We start from the raw sequence: 17,989 nt of genomic DNA, 5'->3' as shown, positions 1-17,989 counted from the left end.
AAACGTAATTCATTGTCCGGTCCTGCCATACAATCCAGGCCCATGGACCAACTGCTCGGAATGCGGGTTTTCGCCCGGGTCGCGGAATTCGGCTCGTTCGCGCGCGCCGCGGATGCCATGGACCTGTCGCGCGCCATGGTCAGCGCCCACGTGGCGCAGCTCGAGAAACACCTCGGCACACGCCTGCTGCACCGGACCACGCGCAAGGTTTCTGTTTCGCCCGAAGGCGCGGTCTATCTCGCGCATTGCCAGCGCATTCTCGCGGAGGTCGCGGCGGCGGATGACGAGATGCGCCTGGCGCGCGACCGCCCCCAGGGGCGCCTGCGCGTCGATGTCCCGGTCGCCTTCGGCAAACACCTGCTGACCCCCGCCCTGCCGCGCTTCACGCAGCGGTATCCGCAGGTCGCGATCGAAGTGCGTTACAACGATCGCTTCGTGGACCTCGCGGCCGAAGGCGTGGACGTGGCGGTGCGCGCCGGCACCATCCGCACTCCCGATCTGATCGCGAAGCGGATCGCAACTTCCCGGCTCGTGACCTGCGCCGCGCCGGCCTACATCGCCGCCGCAGGTGTGCCGCGTACACCGGCCGATCTCAAGCAACATCGCTGCATCGGTTACCTGCGCGCCGATGGCGCCCGGCCTGCATGGACGTTCAAGCAGGGCAACGGCGTCATGAAGCTGCGTATCCAGAGCACGCTCGCATTCAACACGACGGAGCCCATCACCTCGTCGGCGCTCGAGGGCCAGGGGATCCTGCAGAGCTCCGATCTGCTGGTGGCCGGGTATCTCGCGGAGGGCAGACTGGTGGAGATCCTGCGCGAGTTCTCGTGCGAGGGACCGGCGCTCAGCGTGGTGTATCCGCGTGCCACCCAGCATCTGGCCAAGGTGCGCGTGTTCGCCGAATTCGCCGCCGAACTACTGCGCGACTACCAGGCGCGTGTACGTCATCTGCCGGAGCGCCCGGCGCGCTGACCCGCCGGCCGCATCGCGCGCGAGGGCATCGTCTACGTCGGAGCCGCCGCCCCGCCGTCGGGCGAGCGCTGCCTGCCGCAGGCAAGGAACTCGAACGTGTCGATGTGTTCGGGTGAGCTCAGCTGAAACCCCTGCGCATAGTCCACGCCCAGCTGCGTGACCGCGCGCAGCTTGCCGGTGGAATCCACCTGGCTCGCCACGGTGCGCATGCCCAATGTGTCGGCCATGTGCACCAGGCCGTTGATCAGCGCGCGCGAGACGATGTCGTCCGATGCGCCCTGCACCAGCGAGCCGTCGATTTTGAGGATGTCAGCGTTCACTTCGCGCAGGAATTCGAAGCGTCCGCTGCCGGTGCCGGCATTGTCGACCGACACCTCGCAGCCGCGATCCGCCAGCGAACGTGCCAGCGACGCGAACTCCTGCGGCGCCAGGCTCATGTCGAGCTCGGCGATCTCGAAGCGCAGCGAGGTCAGCGGCAGGCCCGATTTGTCGAGGCAATTTTCGAGATAGTCGCGGAAATCCGGGCGCACCACCGATCGGCCGGACAGGTTCACCGAGAACACCGCGTTGACATCGGCCCAGCGCTCGCGATTGCGCTGCATCCAGACGAGCAGCGCGCGAATGACCCAGCGGTCGATGGCCGGCATGCGCCCGTGGCGTTCGGCCGTTTCGAGAAAATCATGCGAGGCCAGCACGCCGAATTCCTCCGTGGGAAGGCGGATCAGCACCTCGACGATCAGCTGTGAAGTCTCATCGCGCAGCGAGACGATCGGCTGCAGGTGCAGCGCGAATTCGTCGTCGCGCAGCGCGACATCGATGAGCGAGAGCAGCCGCTCTTCGCGTTCGAGAGTCGCCAGGTCCTCGGCCAGTTCGTCGCGTGCGCCCCCTTCCGTCGAAGCAATATTCTCGAAGCGCAGCGCCGCGATGACCGTGGTGTCGGAGGCCACACGCGACGGCGGCGGAGCCGGTTCGGGCTCTTCGGACTTGAGCATCCGCAACGCCTTGCCGAGCACCGGCAACACCGGCGCAAGTTCGGTGACCCGCTCGCCGCGTTCGCTCTCGCCCGTGGTCAGGCCCGAAAACACCACCAGCGTCACGCCGCGGAATTCCGCTCCCTCGAATATCGCAAGTGCACAACGTGCGCGAGCGGTATCCGCGCTCTCCCACCACAGGCCGTCGGAGCGCCCGCGCACGTCATGCGGATCTTCGACCACTTCCGCGATCAGCGCGCAGTCTTCCGCGAGCAGGAAGTCGCCGCTCGACCAGAGCGCATTGCCACGCGCGTCGTGGATCGACAGGGAGAGAATTTCTGGAGCGCGGCGCATGAGGCCACGCGCCAGCGGCGCGAGCAACGTAGCTGGAGTTTCATGGGAAGTGGTCGTGTTGTTCATACGTGGCCCCAGATTAAGGGCCCGTGGAAACACCGGCGCCGTCGCGACGCAGCGACGTAGGGTTCGGGAGACTAACAACCCGATCGGCGCATTAGGTCAAGTCAGTTTGGACAATAAAGCGGTTTTTTGAGCTTCCAGCGCTTGTGCGACCAGGGCCAGTCCGCGGGCGCCGCGCGGATCTGCTCCTCGACCAGGCGGGCATAACGCGCCGTGAATTCGCCGGCGGGCAGCTGTTCGCCCGCCTCGGCGAGCTTCACGAACTCCACTTCGTACCGGCCGCGCGCCTTGCGCCGCAGGCGCAGGAAAAACGCCGCGTAACGCGTCGTGCGCGTGATCTCTTCGGGCCCCAGAAAAAACGCCGTATCGCGATTGAGGAACTTGAGCCACTGCTTGCGCTCGCTCGACACCGGTTCCTGGTCCGCCACCATGGCGATGGCGCGTGGCACGCCGCGCTGCCTGATGATGTCGCCTAACAACTCCTGCGCCGGGATCAGCCGGGCGCCGAACCGGCCGCGCAGCTTGCGCATCTCGACTTCCGCCCAGTTGTCGATCAGCGGCTTGTAGGCGGCGTCGACCGGGATGCCGAGCTGCGTCGAGAGCCCGAGCAGCATCCACTCCCAGTTGCATTGATGCGCGGCCACCAGCAGCACCGGCTTGCCGAGCGCCACCTGGTCGCGCACCAGCTCGGGATTGACGAGCGTCACGCGGCGCTGCAATTCGCAGGGCGTGAGGCGCAGCGAATGCATGACCTCGACCAGCATGTCGGCAAAGCCGCGGTAGTAGTCGCGGATCACGCGTTCGCGCGTGCCCTCGTCCCATTCGGGGAAAGCCGCCTTGAGATTGGCGTCGACCACGTGACGGCGATACGGGAACACACGCCAGGCGCACCAGGCCATGAAACGCGCGATCGGGTACCACAGCGCGAGCGGGATGCGCGAGAAGACGCGGATCCACATCGAACAGCGCGCGGGCTGGTCATCGCCTGCAGGGTTTGGGCTCGCCGGCCCGTCTGGATTCACCAACAGTTTTCCTGGAACGCCTTGATGGGGTTTGCTCGAAAGCGAAGGCGTTATAACGCACGGCAGATGAAAAACAAGTGCTCAAAACGCAGATTCGGACCGGGAAAGCCCGTAGGAGCCGGGACGGCACCGGCCCCGGTCCGGCTCGACGCCTGCCGCGTCGGCCGCGAGTCGAAGGATCCGGCCGGGCTGCTCGCCCGGGGCGCGGCAGTACTAACTACCGGCCCGGCCGCCACCGTGCGGTGGCGATCGCATCGCGAAAAACTGGTGCCCTCTATCTGATTCGAACAGATGACCCCTTCATTACGAATGAAGTGCTCTACCAGCTGAGCTAAGAGGGCGAATTCGGCAGGGCGCGCATTCTAATGGCGCTGGGCTGGCGATGGAAGCCGACGATTGAGTCAGGCGACCTTGCGGCGCAGCCGGATGATGAGCTCGATGCCATCCACCTGCATCCCGGGCGGCGGCTCGGGCAGCTTCTGGAACTCCACATCTCTCAGGGAGACATCCATCAACGCGCCGGTGTCGAGGTCGTGAAAGTGATAGTGCGCGTCGGTGTTCGAATCGAACCAGCAGCGGTCGTTGCCGACCGAAAGCTGGCGGATCAGGCCGGAAGCCGCGAACAGGTTCAGCGTGTTGTAAATCGTGGCCTTTGAAACCCGCAGCCCGACGCTGCGCAGGCCGGCGAGCACCTGTTCGGCGGAGAGATGTTGTGGACGCCCCAGGAGCAGCGAGGCGATACGCAGACGCTGCGCGGTGGGTCTGACGCCGTGCCCCAGGAGCCGCTTGTTCAAGCTTTCGACCAGGGCCGGATCGAGGTCCGTCATTGGCATGGGCGCGAGTATACGCGCGAGGGCAGGCCCGGCAATGCGAAATGGCTCGAATGCAGCCCTTTTGCCGCTCCACGGACCGGTGGCGAGGAGCTCAGAATTCACGCCATGCATACGCGGAATGGAAGCCGGGGCATCACCCTCGTCGAGTTATGTTTTGGCCTCGCGGTCGTCGCCACGCTCGCCGGCCTGGCGGTGCCGGGTTTCCGGGCGGACCTGCGCGCCGGCGCGGTCCGCAGTGCCGCCTACGAGCTGCTGGCGGGGCTGCAACAGGCGCGCGCCGGTTCGATCCTGGAAGGCCGCACGGGCGTGCTGTGTCTGAGCGACGCGGCGGGCCAGTGCCTCACCGCAGGCACTCAAGCCGGACATTGGCAGGTGTTCCTCGAGGTGGATGGGCGCCCCGCCCTGCTCGCCGCGCAGTCCCTGCCTCCGGGCGTGGTGCTGCGTTCGTCGCGGCTGCGCCTCTCCTTCTGGCCCGACTCCCTCGCCGCCAGCACCGGCACTCTAACTATCTGCGATTCGCAGCGTATCGCGCGGCCGCGCGCCATCGTGGTCAGCCAGGGCGGCCGCGCGCGCGTCACCAGCCCCGCGGAAACGGCCTGCCCATGAGACATCGCGCCCGCGGTTTCACGCTGGTCGAGGCGCTGATCGCGCTCGCGGTGTTGTCGCTGGGTCTGCTCGGCGCCGCGGCCATGTTGCTCGACAGCCTGCGCTCTCAAGGGCAGTCGCTGCGCCTGGTGGCCGCGACCCATCTGCTGCGCGACATGGCGGAACGTATCAACGCCAATCCCACGGCCGCGGCGCGCTACGCCACGGCCCGCGCGGAAATGAGTGCGTCGCCGTGTGATGCCGCGGGCTGCGATGCACCGCAACTTGCCGCCGCCGATCTCGCCCACTTCGCGGAAAGGGCACTGGCCACGCTGCCGGGAGACAGCCTCGCCGTCATCGAATACGCGCCCGCCACCGGCTCAGTCGAACCCGGCCACCTCGTCATCTCGTTGCGTTGGCAGGATCCGCGCTTCGCCGATGCCGAAACGGTCTCGCTGCAAGTGCCGACACCGCCGGTGGCGGGCTGAGCGTGCCTCGTCCGCAGGGCAACCAGTGTGGCTTCAGCCTGCCGGAGATCATGATCGCCATGGTGCTCGGCCTCGTGTTGCTGGCTGCGTTCCTCGCCGTGCTGCAACGCTGCCGCGATCAGTTCGCGACCAACGAAAGCCTCGCGCGCCTGCAGGATTCCGCACGGCACGTGTTGTCGGTCGTTACCGGCGATCTCGATCACGCCGGCTTCTATGGCTTCAATCCGTCGCCGCGCGTACGCGTAGTGCGCGGCGGCTCCGTGCTCGCCGCCGGAGACGCGTTGCGCCAGCCGGATGCAGCTGGCGCCGCCGCGGTGGGTCAGATGCCAGCCGGCGCGCACGACTGCGGCGTCAACTTCGCCGTGGATCTGGAGCTTCCGGTACAGGGCTCCAACAATTCGTTCGCGCTGGGCAGCGGTGCACTCGACTGCGCTCCCACCGCGAGCGCCGGCGGCGCACGCGCAGGATCGGACACGTTGACCGTGCGTCACGTTTCCTCGAAGGCCGTTGCGCCGCATGCGGGGAGACTGCAGCTCTACTCGCAACGCCTCGCCGCGTTCGGATTCCAGGATCTGTTCTTCGACGGGCACGCGCCCGGCCCCGTGAACGAAGACAACGAAGTGCGCGATCTCGAGGTCCGTACCTATTACATCGCCAACAATTCCGTCGGACACGCCGCCTGGCCTTCCTTGCGGGTGAAGGCGCTGACCGAGGCCGGCGGCGCGGCGCAGTTTCGCGATGAAGAAGTCCTGCCCGGCGTCGAAGACCTGCAGGTGGAAATCGGCATGCTGGCAGACGGCCTCGTGCGCTTCGTGCCGCCCGACGTCGCCGCGCTGCGCGGCCAGCAGGTCATCGCCGTGCGTGTCTGGTTGCGTGTGCGCGCCGATGTCACCGAGGGGGGCTACTTCGATGGGCGCACCTTGCGCTACGCCGATGTGACGTACGTGCCCGCGGCCGCCGAGGCCGCGCAGCGCCGGCTGCTGATCGAGCGCACGGTGGCACTGCGCAACCTGCGCGACGCTCCGTTGCCAGCGCCATGAATGCGCCCCGGCAACGCGGCACGACGCTCGTCATCGGCCTCATCCTGTTGTCGCTCGTGACCCTGTTAGGGCTCGCCGGCGCGAGCACCGCCCACGTCGAGCGGTTGCTGGCGCAGAACGCGCTGTTTCGCGAGAATGCCGCGTCCGCCGCCAGTGCCGGCATCGAATCCGCCATCAGCCGTATCGTGAACCTCTCTGCTTCCCCGGCCGATCCCGCCACTGCTGCCGTCAGCGGCTCGGGTTTCATGCCGGGCTCGGCGGATCGTTACGAAACCACCACGCGTTTCGCGGGCTTCGAAGCGGCGCTGCCGCAGTTACCCGGTGCCTCATTGGCCGGCGCCCACTTCGAGATCGTGAGCACGGGGTTCGCCAGCCGCCGCGCCGTGGATCGTCAGCGAGCCGATGTCATGTGGGTCGTCGATGGAGTGGCCGGCGCAGGCGACTGTGCACCGGCCGTTCCCGTGCGCTGCTTCGAACGCGGCGACCTGGCGCGGCTGTCCTGGCAACGCGTGGCCGTGGAGTAGCGCGTTGCACTCTTCACGGCACTGTGCGCGCGGCTTCACCCTCGCGGAAATCCTCACCGCGCTCATCGTCATCGCCGTGCTCGTAGCGCTCGCGATCCCCCTGTGGCGCACGCACCAGCTGCGCGTTCACCGCGCCGACGGCCGCGCGGCGCTGATCGCCGCGCAAAGCGCGCAGGACCGGTTTTTCGGCATCCACGCGCGTTACGCACAGGGCGCCGAGATCCTTGCGCCCGCGCCCGCCGGGCTCGGGCTCGAGCCGGTCTCCGAACACGGTTTCTACACGATCGGAGTCCAGGCCAGTGCCGACGGGCTCGCCTATGTCGCGACCGCGCGCGCGTCGCAGGCCCGCGGCCAGGAAAGTGATGCGAGATGCGTCGAGTTGTCGCTCGATCAGAACGGACGGCGCAAGGCAGTTGATGCCAGCGGAGCGGATCGATCCGCCGACTGCTGGCGTTAGGCCGCTGGCCTCAGGCCGCGCTCAGCTGCGCGGCGCGCTGGTGCGCAACGCGCGCGGCAACGAGAACACGACGTGTTCTTCGCGCCCTTTCAATTCGTCGGCCTGCGTTCCGCCCCATTCGCGCAAGCGTGCCACGACCTGCTGCACCAGTTCTTCGGGCGCCGACGCGCCGGCGGTCACGCCCACGGCATTTTTGCCCTCAAACCACTCGCGCTGCAGAAACGACGCGTCGTCGATGAGATAACCCGGCCGGCCGGCGCGCTCCGCCAGCTCGCGCAGGCGATTGGAATTGGAGCTGGTGATCGAGCCCACGACGATCAACACGTCGCAGCTCGCGATCAGCTCCTTCACGGCATCCTGGCGATTCTGCGTGGCGTAACAGATGTCTTCGCGGCGCGGGCTCGCGAGCGAGGGGAACCGCTGCCGCAGCGCATTGACGATCGCGGCCGTGTCATCCACCGACAACGTGGTCTGTGTGACGAAGGCCAGCCGCTCCGCGTCGCGCACTTCGAGCTTCGCGGCCTGCTCGATGTTCTCGATGAGATGCATGCGCCCGCCGTTCGCAGTATCGAAGCGCCCCATGGTGCCTTCGACTTCCGGGTGCCCGGCGTGACCGATCAACACCACGTCGCGGCCCTCACGCGCATAACGCGCGACTTCCATGTGCACCTTGGTGACCAGCGGACAGGTGGCGTCGAACACCGTCAAGCCGCGGCGCGACGCTTCGTTTTCCACCGCCGCGGGAACGCCGTGCGCCGAGAAGATCACGGTGGCGTTGTCGGGCACCTGGTCGAGCTCGTCGACGAACACCGCCCCGAGGCGGCGCAGTCTATCCACCACGTGCACGTTGTGAACCACTTCGTGGCGTACGTAGATAGGCGCGCCGAACAACGCGATGGCGCGCTCGACGATGTCGATGGCACGATCGACGCCGGCACAGAATCCACGCGGATTGGCGAGCAGGATTTTCATGCGGTGCCGGTCACTTCCCCTGGTTTGCCTTGAGCGCCTGCTCGCGGCGCCATTCGCGCAACGCGTCGAGGACCACCAGCACGGCGCCGATGCTGATGGCCGAGTCGGCCACGTTGAACGCCGGAAAATAATGCGGCCCCCAATGCGCGTAGACGAAGTCGACCACGTATCCGTGTTCGATCCGGTCGATGACGTTGCCGATGGCGCCGCCGAGTATCAGCGCCAGGCCGGTCGCGAGCAGACCGTGCGTGGCGCGCGCGATGGTGCGCAGCCAGTAGATGAGTCCGATCGACACGCCGACCGCGAGCACCGAAAACGCCCAGCGCTGCCAGCCGCCCGCGGTCGCGAGGAAGCTGAACGCCGCCCCCGAGTTGTGCGCACGCACGATGTCGAGCACCGGCAGCACCGCGAACGCATCGCCCAGCGCCATCGTGCGTTCGATCCACAGCTTGGTCAGCTGGTCGCCGGCGATCACCAGCACGGAGATCCACAGCAGGCGGATTCCGCTCGCGCCGATCGGTAGTTTGACGGCGTCGTTCATACGTACTTCCGCGATTCGCCCGGCCCCGTGACGTTGGTCACGCACCGTTCACACAACGTCGGATGCTCAGGCAGAGAGCCCACCTCGGGCCGGTGATGCCAGCAGCGTTCGCACTTGGGCGCGCTGGTCGGCTGCACGCGGATCCACAACCCGCCTTCCTTCGCGATCTCGGCCACCTTGATGGCGCCGACCGGCGGGCCGGCCGCATTGCTCACGCGCTTCACGCGCGCCTCCGAGGTGATCAGCAGGAACCGCAGCTCCTCGCCGAGCGCCTGGAACTTCGCCAGGTAGTCGTCCTTGCAGAACACTTCGACTTCGGCGTCGAGCGGCGCGCCGATGGTGCCGGCGACGCGCAGCTTTTCCATCTCCTGCGAAACCGCGGTCTTCAACGCGATGAAGCCGTTCCAGTCGATCGGGTCTTCGGCGACCTTCGGCAGTTCGTGCCAGGTCTCGAGGAACACCGATTCGCTGCGCTTGCCGGGCAGGAACGCCCAGATCTCATCGGCCGTGAAAGACAGGATCGGCGCGAGCCAGCGCACCATGCTTTCGGCGATGTGAAATAGCGCGGTCTGCGCGGAACGCCGCGCCACGCTTTTCTTCGGCGTGGTGTAGAGGCGGTCCTTGAGGATATCCAGATAGAAGCCGCCCAGATCCACGATGCAGAAGTTGTGAATCTTCTGGTAGATCAGGTGGTACTCGTACTTGCGATACGCGTCGGCGATCTCCTCGTGCAGCGCCGCGGCACGCGCCAGCGCCCAGCGGTCGATGGCGACCATCTGGTCCGCGGGTAAGAGGTCCGCGGCCGGATCGAACCCCGCGAGATTGCCTAACAGGAACCGCACCGTATTGCGCATGCGGCGATACGAATCCGAGATGCGCTTGAGGATTTCCTCCGACAGGCTCATCTCGTTCGCGTAGTCGGTCGCGGCGATCCACAGGCGCATGATGTCGGCGCCGAGTGTGGACATGATCTTCTGCGGCGCGATCACGTTGCCCAGCGACTTGGACATCTTGCGACCCTTCTCGTCGACCGTGAAGCCGTGCGTCAGCACGCCCTTGTAAGGCGCGCGCGCGTACAGCGCTTCCGAAGTCAGCAACGAAGAGTGAAACCAGCCGCGATGCTGGTCCGAGCCTTCGAGATACAGATCGACCGGCGGCTTCACGTCGTCGGGATGGGTGTGATGCACACACTCGTGCGACAGCCCCGAGTCCATCCAGACGTCCATGACGTCGGCCACTTTCTCGTACGAGTCGGCCTCGTCGCCCAGCAACTCGCGCGGATCGAGCTCGAACCAGGCTTCGATATTGTCCTTGTCGATGCGCGCGGCCACCTGCTCGAGTAGTTCGGCCGTGCGTGGATGCAACGCCTGAGTCTGCTTGTGGACGAACAGCGCGATCGGCACACCCCAGGTACGCTGGCGCGAGATGCACCAGTCCGGGCGGTTCTCGATCATGCCCGCGAGGCGTTGCTCGCCCCAGGCCGGCGTCCACTGCACCTTCTTGATGTCGCGCAATGCGTGTTCGCGCAAATGGTTCTGGTTCATGCTGATGAACCATTGCGGCGTCGCGCGGAAGATCACCGGCGTGTGGTGGCGCCAGCAATGCGGGTAGCTGTGCTTGATCTGCTCGTGCTTGAGCAGGCGACCGCGGCTCTCGAGCTCCTTGATCAGGACCTCGCCGCCCTCGTCTATCTTCATTCCCGCGACGAACGGCGTGCCTTCGCGGAAGCGGCCGTCGCCCATCACCGGGTTGTCGACCGGCAGGCTGTACTTCTGGCCGATGATGAAATCGTCCTGGCCGTGCGCGGGCGCGGTATGCACGGCGCCGGTGCCCGCTTCGAGCGTCACGTGCTCGCCCACGATCACCGGTACGTGTTTGGGCAGGAATGGATGCTGCAGCTGCAGATGTTCGAGCGCAGCGCCTTCGAACTGCACCAGCACCTGGCCCTTGTTCAAGCCATAACGCGTCAGCGAAGCGTCCAGCAGCTCGTTTGCCAGGACTAACAACTCGGACTGCCCGTTGCGCGACACCCAGAGCAACACGTATTCGATCTTCGGCCCGAGGCTAACTGCCTCGTTCGCCGGCAGCGTCCAGGGTGTGGTCGTCCAGATCGGAATGGAAACTGGAAACGCACCGATGACATCGGGGCTCACGCCGATGCGGCGCGCCAGATCGCCGTTGTCGGCAACGCGGAACTCCACGTCGACCGCCGCGGAGATCTTGTCTTCATACTCGACTTCCGCCTCGGCGAGGGCCGAGCGGCAATCCAGGCACCAGTGAACCGGCTTGGCGCCTTTGTACAGATGCCCGTTGCGGATGATGTGGCCGAGCGCGCGGATCTGCTGCGCCTCGAAGTGCGGATCCATCGTGAGATAGGGATGTTTCCAGTCGCCCCACACGCCGAAACGCTTGAACTCGCTGCGCTGCAGCTCGACCTGTTCGGTCGCGAACTTGCGGCAGGCCGCACGGAAATCTTTCGCCGAAATCTTCGCGCCCACGCGCCCGACTTTCTTCTCGACGGCGTGTTCGATCGGCAGCCCGTGGCAGTCCCAGCCCGGCACGTACGGCGAATCGTAACCATCGAGCGAGTGCGACTTGACCACGATGTCCTTGAGCACCTTGTTCACCGCGTGACCGAGATGTAACGCGCCGTTGGCGTACGGCGGTCCATCGTGCAGCACGAAGCGCGGCCGGCCGCGCGCGATCGCGCGCAATTTGCCGTACAGGTCGCCGGCTTCCCAGGCGGCCTGCATTTTCGGTTCGCGTTGCGCGAGATCGGCCTTCATAGGAAAGCCGGTCTCGGGGAGATTGATCGTGCTCTTGTAGTCGGCCACTGCGGTCACATTCCTCTAACTAAACAGTCTTCTGCAGAATCTTGCGCGCCTCGGCTGCGTCCAGGTGCATCTGCCGCACCAGCGCATCGAGGTTCTCGAACTTCTCCTCGTCGCGGATCTTCGCGACGAACTCGATCTCTATCTCACGTCCGTACAGCGTGCCCTCGTAATCGAACACGTGCGCCTCGAGCAACGGTTCGGTGCCACCCACCGTGGGGCGAAACCCGAGACTCGCAACGCCGTTGCGCGCTGTATGTACATTGCCCTCGTCCACGCCGCGCACGCGCACCGCGAAAATCCCGCTCAACGGCAGCTTCGCGCGCCGCATGCGGATGTTGGCCGTCGGATAACCCAGCCGCCGCCCCAGCTTCTCGCCCTCCACCACGCGGCCACGCATCGAATACGCGCGGCCGAGCAAATCGCGCGCCCGGCGAAAATCTCCTGCGGCCAGCAGGGCCCGCACACCGCTCGAGCTCACCCGCGTGTCGTCGATACATACGGACGGCACCAGCTCGAGCGCGAATCTCCCGGCGTCCGCCGCCGCGCGCAGCAAGCCCACGCTGCCAGCGCCACCGCGGCCGAAGCGAAAGTCCTGGCCGACCACCACTGCCGAGGCAGCAAAGCGCTCCGACAACAGGCTCACGAACTGCTCACCGGTGAGCGACCGCAGCTTCTCGTCGAAGCGCAGCACGCACAGAAAACTCAAATCAGACCGTTCGAGGACCCGCCAGCGCTCGCGCAGGTCGGTCAACCTGGCCGGCGGATCCTGCGGCGCAAGATATTCGCGCGGCAGCGGTTCGAACGTCAGCATCATCGCGGGCCTTCCGGCCTGGGCCGCGAGCGCGCAGGCACTCGCGATCAGCGCGCCGTGTCCGAGATGAATGCCATCGAAGCTGCCCACCGTGATGGCGGCGCCGCGATGCCTCTCTTTCAGACCCTGCAATCCGCGAACGATTTCCATCGGGGATTATGCGTGGCCGCCGCGCATCTGCGCCAGACGCACACCGGAAACGTACAACGCGGCGAAGTAGGCCGCGGCAGCCCCGACGACGCAGACGGCCAGGCGTGCCGCGCGATGCAGCGGCGGCAGCGCCAGCCAGTCGGCGGTGCTGCCCGCCATCCACACCAGCAAGGCGGCCATGACCGCGTTCGCGAACACGATGCGCGCGAGCAGCACGCCCCAGCCGGGTTTTGGCTTGTACACACCGATCTTTACCAGCCCGCGCCACAGCAGCGTGGTGTTGATGGCGGCGGACACACAGGTGGCCGTGGCAAGCAGGATATGCGGCGCGGGGAATCCGAGTTTCTTGGCCGGCAGGACGACCGCGATATTGAGCGCCATATTGCACCCGAGCGCGATGAACCCCACGCGCACCGGCGTGCGCGTGTCCTGGCGCGCGAAGTAACCGGGCGCGAGCACCTTGACCAGCGAGAACCCGATCAGACCCCACGAATAGGCCATGAGCGCGTAACTCGCCATGTCGACGTCGTAGGCGCTGAACTTGCCGTAGCCGAACGTGGTCGCGGTCAGCGGGCCGGCGAACGCCAGCATCGCCACCGCCGCCGGAGACACGAGCAGGATCACGAGCTTCAGGGCCCAGTCGAGTGTGGCGGTGAAGCGCTCGGGAGAATCCGCGGCGTGGTGCTTCGACAGGCCCGGCAGGATCACGGTCGCGAGCGCGATGCTGAAGACGCCGAGCGGGAATTCCATGAGCCGGTCGGCGTAATAGAGCCACGAAACACTGCCGGTGATCAGGAACGAGGCGATCTGCGTGTCGAGCAGCAGGCTGACCTGCGCCATCGACGAACCGGCGATGCCGGGCAACATCAGCTTGCCGATGCGTTTCACGCCCTCCGCGGCCGGCCGCCACCGCGGCCAGCGGAACAGGCCCAACTTCATGACCATCGGCACCTGGAACCCGAGTTGCAGGATGCCGCTCACGAACACGCCCATCGCCAGCGCCACGCCCGGGTTCGCAGTGTGCGGCGCGATCCACAGCGCCACGACGATCATGACGATGTTCATGATCACCTGCGTGTATGCGGGCAATGCGAACTTGCCGTAGCTGTTGAGCACTCCCGAGAACAACGCGCTCAGCGAGATGAAGAATAGATAGGGAAACGTCCAGCGCAGCATCGAGACCGCGAGGTCGAACTTGTTGCCGTCGGCATGCCAGCCCGGCGCGAACGCGAGGATGATGAGCGGCGCGGCGATCACGCCGATCAGCGTGATGACGAACAACACGACGCCGAAGGTGCCCGCGACATCGTCGACCAGACCGCGCACTTCGTCCTGCGGGCGCTTGTGTTTGTACTCGCTGATGACCGGGACGAAGGATTGGGAGAACGAGCCCTCCGCAAACAGGCGGCGCAGGAAGTTCGGAATCTTGAAGGCCACCAGCCAGGCGTCCATGAAGGCGCTGGCGCCGAAGGCCTGCGCATAAATCATCTCGCGCGCCAGGCCCGTGATCCGCGACACCAGCGTCGCCACGCCGGTCACCGCCGTGCTCTTGAAAATCGCTCCGCTCACCGTGCAAGCACCCGAAAAATAAAGGAAAACCTCAAGTTGGGGCGCACTATACCGGACTCGAATGGGGTAAAAGTGGCGAGCGTTGACAAGGCGGGGGTCGCTCAGCACACTACGCGGCCTCAAAACGACCCCGTTTCTGGAGATTGCTTCGTGGCGAATACCAAGTCGGCCGAAAAAGCCGCCCGTCGAGCTGAAACCAACCGCACCCGCAACGTGGCGCTCCGTTCACGCATGCGCTCGGCCCTGCGCAAGGTCAGCGACGCCGTCACGGCCGGCAACAAGACCGATGCCTCTGCGGCACTCAAGGATGCCCAGCCGTTGATCGATTCGCTGGTCAACAAGAACGTCATTCATCGCAACAAGGCCGCGCGCCACAAGAGCGCCCTGTCGGCCCGCATCAAGGCGATGGGCAAGTAAGACCGCTCCGAACTCCGGCGCCGTTCTTCAACGAAGAATGGGCGCGACGCAAAAAAGCCGGCTCAAAGCCGGCTTTTTTGTTGGTCGCGTGTACGTGCCCGCGGCCGTTCGATCCGCTCGAGGAACGCGGGTCTCTTCTAGTGAATCGGTGTCAGCACGAAGCTGTGAAAATTGCGGCACTTCTTCGAGTAGTCGAGCAGCGGGTTGTCGTTCTCATCCCAGGTGAGCACCGGGCATTCTGCGAGCGGTTCGGCAGTCCTGAATCCGATGACGGCGATCTGGCCTTTGTGGTTCACGCCCACTGCGCGCGTCAACGTTATTCCCAGCCAGCCAGGAATCAGGCTGTTGAGATCCGTAACGCGCCGCGACTGCCAGATAACGGCTCGTTCTTCTTCGCTATAGGGCTTGTCGCAATACAGGCCGGGGCCGGATTGACCGACGACCTCGTCGTCACCGATGGCATGTGCACGGCTGGACGCCTGCCCGCGCAAATGCGGCAAGATTTGAATGCGGCCGTCACGATCCCAGCTTGCGGCAGTTGCCTGTCCGCAGAACTTGTTCTGCTGGCTGAGATAGCCGGCCACTTCACCGTCATCGTTGATGTCCTGGGCGCGTCCAAATGTCGTTGCAGTACCGGCGAACAAGACCTGCGTACGGCCCGACGGCACCTGCACTTTCACCGCTGCGCTGCCGGCATCGCCCACGGCGACGTTGCGCACATTGAGGTCCCAGGGCTGACCGCCCACCGGCCCCTCGGAGATGGCACCCCACGGCGCGCGGATCAGCCATTTGACCGAACACGCACCAGTCGCGACATCCGGCCGCAGTCCCCACGCCACGGAAAAACCAGTGAGGCTGCCGGCGACTGCGCCGTCGATGGCCCCGCAGCTCGAACCCGTGAAGTTGCGCTGATAGGCGCCATAGGGCGCCCACTGAACGCCATAAGCCTCGCCCGAGCTGGTGATTTCCCGGCCGAATACCTGGCCCCAGTCGTTGACGCTTTGAGCATGCACGCCCTGTGAGCCTGCGGGTGTGGGGATGGCCTGGGCGCCAAGAAAGCGCGACCAGATGAAGCCCTTGCCGAAACTCTGCACGACTGGCGCGTTCGCACTCACGACGTAGCAAAGATAGTCGGCGGCCACGGTGCCGAAATCGTTGATGCCCCATGCGACGGTGCGCACCGCGTGGCCGGGCAGACAGGCCGGATCCGACAGCGCCGGCGATTCGACGTTCGTAATCTGATAGCGCGACGACCGGCCGGTGGCACCCGCCTTGCTCGCAAGACTCAGAGCGATGCAAAGGCATACAAGTGTGGCGTACTTCATTGGATGAGGCTCCCCTGGTTCGGTGAACGGACGTTCCCGTTCTCCTCTGCCGCATCCCGCCGATTTGCGACAGCCATGCCTGTCGCGGAGCCCACTATGTCCGCCTTCGTCTGCCTAGCTACCGGCGACGCGGATTCCGGCGCGTGCCGGCCTTCTTCCTGGCCTTTGCTTTCACGGCCGTGGCGGCCTTGCGCTTCATTCGCGGTGCCTTCTTGACCGCCTTCTTCGCCGCCTTCTTCGCCGTTTTCTTGGTCGCCTTTTTAAACGCCACCTTGCGGGCGCGCTGGACCGGGACGGGAAGCGGCAGGTTTCCCTGCGCCGGCGCTTCGCCGGACTCGATGAAGCTCATCACCGCCTCGGTCAGGTCGGTCGTACCCGCATGCGTCGCACCCGAAATCAGGAACGCCGGCCCGCGGTATTTCAACGCCTGCGCGATCGACACCGCTTTCGCCGCGGCTTCATCCGGCAGCATCAGATCGCTCTTGTTGAGCACGAGCCAGCGCGGCTTCGCGAGCAGATCCTCACTGAACTTGCCGAGCTCGCCGACGATGGAGATCGCATCGCGGACCGGATCCGCATTCGGATCGGTCGGCGCGATGTCGACCAGGTGCAGCAACACGCGCGTGCGCTGCAGATGTTTGAGAAAGCGGATGCCGAGACCGGCGCCGTCAGCGGCGCCCTCGATGAGGCCCGGGATGTCCGCCATGACGAAGCTGCGCTGGTTGCCGCAGCTGATCACGCCGAGATTCGGATACAACGTGGTGAACGGATAGTCGGCGATCTTCGGTCGCGCGGCGGACACGGCGCTGATGAGCGTGGACTTGCCCGCATTCGGCAGGCCCAGCAAACCCACATCCGCGATCACTTTGAGCTCGAGGTCGAGCGTGCGCTGCTCGCCGGGCAGCCCCGGGCCGAACTGGCGCGGCGAACGATTCTTGCTGTTCTTGAATCTCTGGTTGCCCCAGCCGCCCTTGCCGCCCCGCGCGACCAGCAGCTCGACGTCCGCTTTCGCCAGGTCGCCCAGGACTTCGCCGGTATCCGCGTCGCGCACGATCGTGCCCACGGGCACCATCACCAGCATGTCTTCGCCGCCGCGGCCGAAGCAGTCGCGGCCGCCGCCCGGCTCGCCGTTCTTGGCGCGGAACGTCCGCTCCACGCGGAAATCGACCAACGTGTTGATGCCATCCCGCGCGCGCAGCGTGATGCTGCCGCCCATGCCGCCGTCACCGCCGTCGGGGCCGCCGAAGGGGACGAACTTCTCGCGCCGGAAGCTCACGCAGCCGCGGCCGCCATTGCCTGCCTGGACCTTTACGCGCGCTTCATCGACGAATTTCATGGAGTGGAACCTGCCCTAACAAAAAACCCGGCGCGAGGCCGGGTTCAGTGCTCGCGAATGCGAGTGTAATTACTCGGCGTCGATGTTCACGAAGGTGTGCTGCTCGGCGCCCTTCTTGCTGAACTTGACGGTGCCCGCCTTGAGCGCGAACAACGTGTGGTCCGTGCCGATGCCGACGTTGGCGCCCGCGCGCATCTGGGTGCCGCGCTGGCGGACCAGGATGTTGCCGGCGAGAACGTTTTCGCCGCCGAACTTCTTCACGCCGAGGCGTTTGCTGTGCGAATCGCGGCCGTTACGAGTACTGCCGCCTGCCTTTTTATGTGCCATGAGAGTCTGCTCCGACTAATTAGCTAGGGAACCAGCGCTCAGGCGCTGATGCCGGTGATCTTGACCTGCGTGTAGAACTGGCGATGCGTGCCCTGGCGCAGGTAATGCTTGCGGCGGCGGAATTTGACGATGACTTTCTTCTCGCCCTTGCCGTGTTTCTCGACCGTGGCCGTGACCTTGCCGCCCTTGAGCATCGGCGCGCCGATCTTGATGTCGTCGCCATTGCCAACGAGAAGGACTTCGCCGAATTCGACCGTTGCTCCCGGCTCAGCGTCGAGCTTTTCGACCTGGAGGACGGTGCCGTTTTCGACCCGATACTGTTTGCCGCCCGTGGCGATGACCGCGTACATCGTGATAACTCCGGAAACCCGTTCGAAACCAAAGCCTTAAGCCCTGTG

At 65.7% G+C, this 17,989-nt stretch carries 19 protein-coding genes and 1 tRNA gene; 7 read left to right on the top strand and 13 right to left on the bottom strand.

The annotated features are described in order from the left end of the window. The first annotated feature begins 42 nt into the window (after positions 1-42). Entirely contained in the window at positions 43-972 is a 930-nt protein-coding gene (locus WDO72_17900) for a LysR substrate-binding domain-containing protein (GenBank protein ID MEJ0087550.1), read from the top strand. Positions 973-1,004: 32 nt separating this feature from the next. On the opposite strand, the gene WDO72_17895 is transcribed toward WDO72_17900, so the two are convergent. From WDO72_17895 to WDO72_17880, 4 genes are all read right to left on the bottom strand, one after another. Further along, positions 1,005-2,363: an EAL domain-containing protein gene (locus WDO72_17895; protein MEJ0087549.1), complete on the bottom strand. Its 1,359-nt coding sequence runs from the start codon at positions 2,361-2,363 to the stop codon at positions 1,005-1,007. Between the two features lie 101 nt (positions 2,364-2,464). After that, the gene (locus WDO72_17890; GenBank protein ID MEJ0087548.1) at positions 2,465-3,319 is read right to left on the bottom strand and encodes a lysophospholipid acyltransferase family protein; all 855 of its coding nucleotides are present in this window, start codon (positions 3,317-3,319) and stop codon (positions 2,465-2,467) included. A gap of 328 nt (positions 3,320-3,647) precedes the next feature. After that, positions 3,648-3,723 (bottom strand) — tRNA-Thr (locus tag WDO72_17885). 60 nt (positions 3,724-3,783) lie between these two features. Further along, positions 3,784-4,215, bottom strand: a complete 432-nt coding sequence (locus WDO72_17880) for a Fur family transcriptional regulator (protein MEJ0087547.1) — start codon at positions 4,213-4,215, stop codon at positions 3,784-3,786. A gap of 105 nt (positions 4,216-4,320) precedes the next feature. On the opposite strand from WDO72_17880, the gene WDO72_17875 reads away from it, so the two are divergent. From WDO72_17875 to WDO72_17855, 5 genes are read left to right on the top strand one after another with little or no spacing between them, the layout of a single operon-like run. Next, a complete protein-coding gene (locus WDO72_17875) occupies positions 4,321-4,821 on the top strand; it encodes a GspH/FimT family pseudopilin (protein MEJ0087546.1) in 501 nt (166 codons plus the stop codon). Beyond that, on the top strand, positions 4,818-5,288 hold the full coding sequence (pilV, locus tag WDO72_17870) for a type IV pilus modification protein PilV (GenBank protein MEJ0087545.1): 471 nt from the start codon (positions 4,818-4,820) through the stop codon (positions 5,286-5,288). The genes WDO72_17875 and pilV overlap by 4 nt, the downstream gene beginning before the upstream one ends. 2 nt (positions 5,289-5,290) lie before the next feature. Beyond that, positions 5,291-6,328 (top strand): PilW family protein, encoded by a 1,038-nt coding sequence (locus WDO72_17865; GenBank protein MEJ0087544.1) that lies wholly within the window; start codon positions 5,291-5,293, stop codon positions 6,326-6,328. Then, positions 6,325-6,852 (top strand): hypothetical protein, encoded by a 528-nt coding sequence (locus tag WDO72_17860; GenBank protein MEJ0087543.1) that lies wholly within the window; start codon positions 6,325-6,327, stop codon positions 6,850-6,852. The genes WDO72_17865 and WDO72_17860 overlap by 4 nt, the downstream gene beginning before the upstream one ends. A gap of 4 nt (positions 6,853-6,856) precedes the next feature. Continuing rightward, positions 6,857-7,309, top strand: a complete 453-nt coding sequence (locus WDO72_17855; protein MEJ0087542.1) for a type IV pilin protein — start codon at positions 6,857-6,859, stop codon at positions 7,307-7,309. Between the two features lie 21 nt (positions 7,310-7,330). Here the strand turns inward: WDO72_17855 and ispH are convergent, their stop codons facing one another. From ispH to murJ, 5 genes are read right to left on the bottom strand one after another with little or no spacing between them, the layout of a single operon-like run. Beyond that, on the bottom strand, positions 7,331-8,281 hold the full coding sequence (gene ispH, locus WDO72_17850) for a 4-hydroxy-3-methylbut-2-enyl diphosphate reductase (GenBank protein MEJ0087541.1): 951 nt from the start codon (positions 8,279-8,281) through the stop codon (positions 7,331-7,333). Positions 8,282-8,291: 10 nt separating this feature from the next. Continuing rightward, positions 8,292-8,822 (bottom strand): signal peptidase II, encoded by a 531-nt coding sequence (gene lspA, locus WDO72_17845; GenBank protein ID MEJ0087540.1) that lies wholly within the window; start codon positions 8,820-8,822, stop codon positions 8,292-8,294. Beyond that, complete coding sequence (gene ileS, locus WDO72_17840; protein MEJ0087539.1) at positions 8,819-11,656, bottom strand: isoleucine--tRNA ligase; 2,838 nt, start codon at positions 11,654-11,656, stop codon at positions 8,819-8,821. The genes lspA and ileS overlap by 4 nt, the downstream gene beginning before the upstream one ends. 19 nt (positions 11,657-11,675) lie before the next feature. Beyond that, entirely contained in the window at positions 11,676-12,617 is a 942-nt protein-coding gene (locus tag WDO72_17835; protein MEJ0087538.1) for a bifunctional riboflavin kinase/FAD synthetase, read from the bottom strand. Positions 12,618-12,623: 6 nt separating this feature from the next. Next, entirely contained in the window at positions 12,624-14,186 is a 1,563-nt protein-coding gene (gene murJ, locus WDO72_17830; GenBank protein MEJ0087537.1) for a murein biosynthesis integral membrane protein MurJ, read from the bottom strand. Between the two features lie 150 nt (positions 14,187-14,336). Here murJ and rpsT point away from each other — a divergent pair, with 150 nt between their 5' ends. Further along, on the top strand, positions 14,337-14,603 hold the full coding sequence (rpsT, locus tag WDO72_17825; protein MEJ0087536.1) for a 30S ribosomal protein S20: 267 nt from the start codon (positions 14,337-14,339) through the stop codon (positions 14,601-14,603). Positions 14,604-14,740: 137 nt separating this feature from the next. Here rpsT and WDO72_17820 read toward each other — a convergent pair whose 3' ends face one another. The 4 genes from WDO72_17820 to rplU all read right to left on the bottom strand — a co-directional run bounded on the left by WDO72_17820 (position 14,741) and on the right by rplU (position 17,941). Continuing rightward, a complete protein-coding gene (locus WDO72_17820) occupies positions 14,741-15,928 on the bottom strand; it encodes a hypothetical protein (GenBank protein ID MEJ0087535.1) in 1,188 nt (395 codons plus the stop codon). Positions 15,929-16,046: 118 nt separating this feature from the next. Continuing rightward, on the bottom strand, positions 16,047-17,264 hold the full coding sequence (gene obgE / locus WDO72_17815) for a GTPase ObgE (GenBank protein MEJ0087534.1): 1,218 nt from the start codon (positions 17,262-17,264) through the stop codon (positions 16,047-16,049). A gap of 69 nt (positions 17,265-17,333) precedes the next feature. Continuing rightward, positions 17,334-17,591 (bottom strand): 50S ribosomal protein L27, encoded by a 258-nt coding sequence (gene rpmA, locus WDO72_17810; protein ID MEJ0087533.1) that lies wholly within the window; start codon positions 17,589-17,591, stop codon positions 17,334-17,336. A gap of 38 nt (positions 17,592-17,629) precedes the next feature. Next, positions 17,630-17,941 (bottom strand): 50S ribosomal protein L21, encoded by a 312-nt coding sequence (gene rplU, locus WDO72_17805; protein MEJ0087532.1) that lies wholly within the window; start codon positions 17,939-17,941, stop codon positions 17,630-17,632. Positions 17,942-17,989 lie beyond the last annotated feature (48 nt).

The sequence above is a fragment of the Pseudomonadota bacterium genome (assembly GCA_037200975.1).
In the GTDB taxonomy this organism is placed as follows: Bacteria; Pseudomonadota; Gammaproteobacteria; order Steroidobacterales; family Steroidobacteraceae; genus CADEED01.
Note: the sequence above shows the minus strand (reverse complement) of the source record. Positions and strands in the feature narration are given on the sequence as shown.

Excerpts from the sequence above, each read along its gene's own strand:
- WDO72_17900 (MEJ0087550.1), top strand. The coding sequence starts at position 43 with ATGGACCAACTGCTCGGAATGCGGGTTTTCGCCCGGGTCGCGGAATTC.
- WDO72_17895 (MEJ0087549.1), bottom strand. The coding sequence starts at position 2,363 with ATGAACAACACGACCACTTCCCATGAAACTCCAGCTACGTTGCTCGCG.
- WDO72_17890 (MEJ0087548.1), bottom strand. The coding sequence starts at position 3,319 with ATGTGGATCCGCGTCTTCTCGCGCATCCCGCTCGCGCTGTGGTACCCG.
- WDO72_17880 (MEJ0087547.1), bottom strand. The coding sequence starts at position 4,215 with ATGCCAATGACGGACCTCGATCCGGCCCTGGTCGAAAGCTTGAACAAG.
- WDO72_17875 (MEJ0087546.1), top strand. The coding sequence starts at position 4,321 with ATGCATACGCGGAATGGAAGCCGGGGCATCACCCTCGTCGAGTTATGT.
- pilV (MEJ0087545.1), top strand. The coding sequence starts at position 4,818 with ATGAGACATCGCGCCCGCGGTTTCACGCTGGTCGAGGCGCTGATCGCG.
- WDO72_17860 (MEJ0087543.1), top strand. The coding sequence starts at position 6,325 with ATGAATGCGCCCCGGCAACGCGGCACGACGCTCGTCATCGGCCTCATC.
- ispH (MEJ0087541.1), bottom strand. The coding sequence starts at position 8,281 with ATGAAAATCCTGCTCGCCAATCCGCGTGGATTCTGTGCCGGCGTCGAT.
- lspA (MEJ0087540.1), bottom strand. The coding sequence starts at position 8,822 with ATGAACGACGCCGTCAAACTACCGATCGGCGCGAGCGGAATCCGCCTG.
- WDO72_17835 (MEJ0087538.1), bottom strand. The coding sequence starts at position 12,617 with ATGGAAATCGTTCGCGGATTGCAGGGTCTGAAAGAGAGGCATCGCGGC.
- WDO72_17820 (MEJ0087535.1), bottom strand. The coding sequence starts at position 15,928 with ATGAAGTACGCCACACTTGTATGCCTTTGCATCGCTCTGAGTCTTGCG.
- obgE (MEJ0087534.1), bottom strand. The coding sequence starts at position 17,264 with ATGAAATTCGTCGATGAAGCGCGCGTAAAGGTCCAGGCAGGCAATGGC.
- rpmA (MEJ0087533.1), bottom strand. The coding sequence starts at position 17,591 with ATGGCACATAAAAAGGCAGGCGGCAGTACTCGTAACGGCCGCGATTCG.
- rplU (MEJ0087532.1), bottom strand. The coding sequence starts at position 17,941 with ATGTACGCGGTCATCGCCACGGGCGGCAAACAGTATCGGGTCGAAAAC.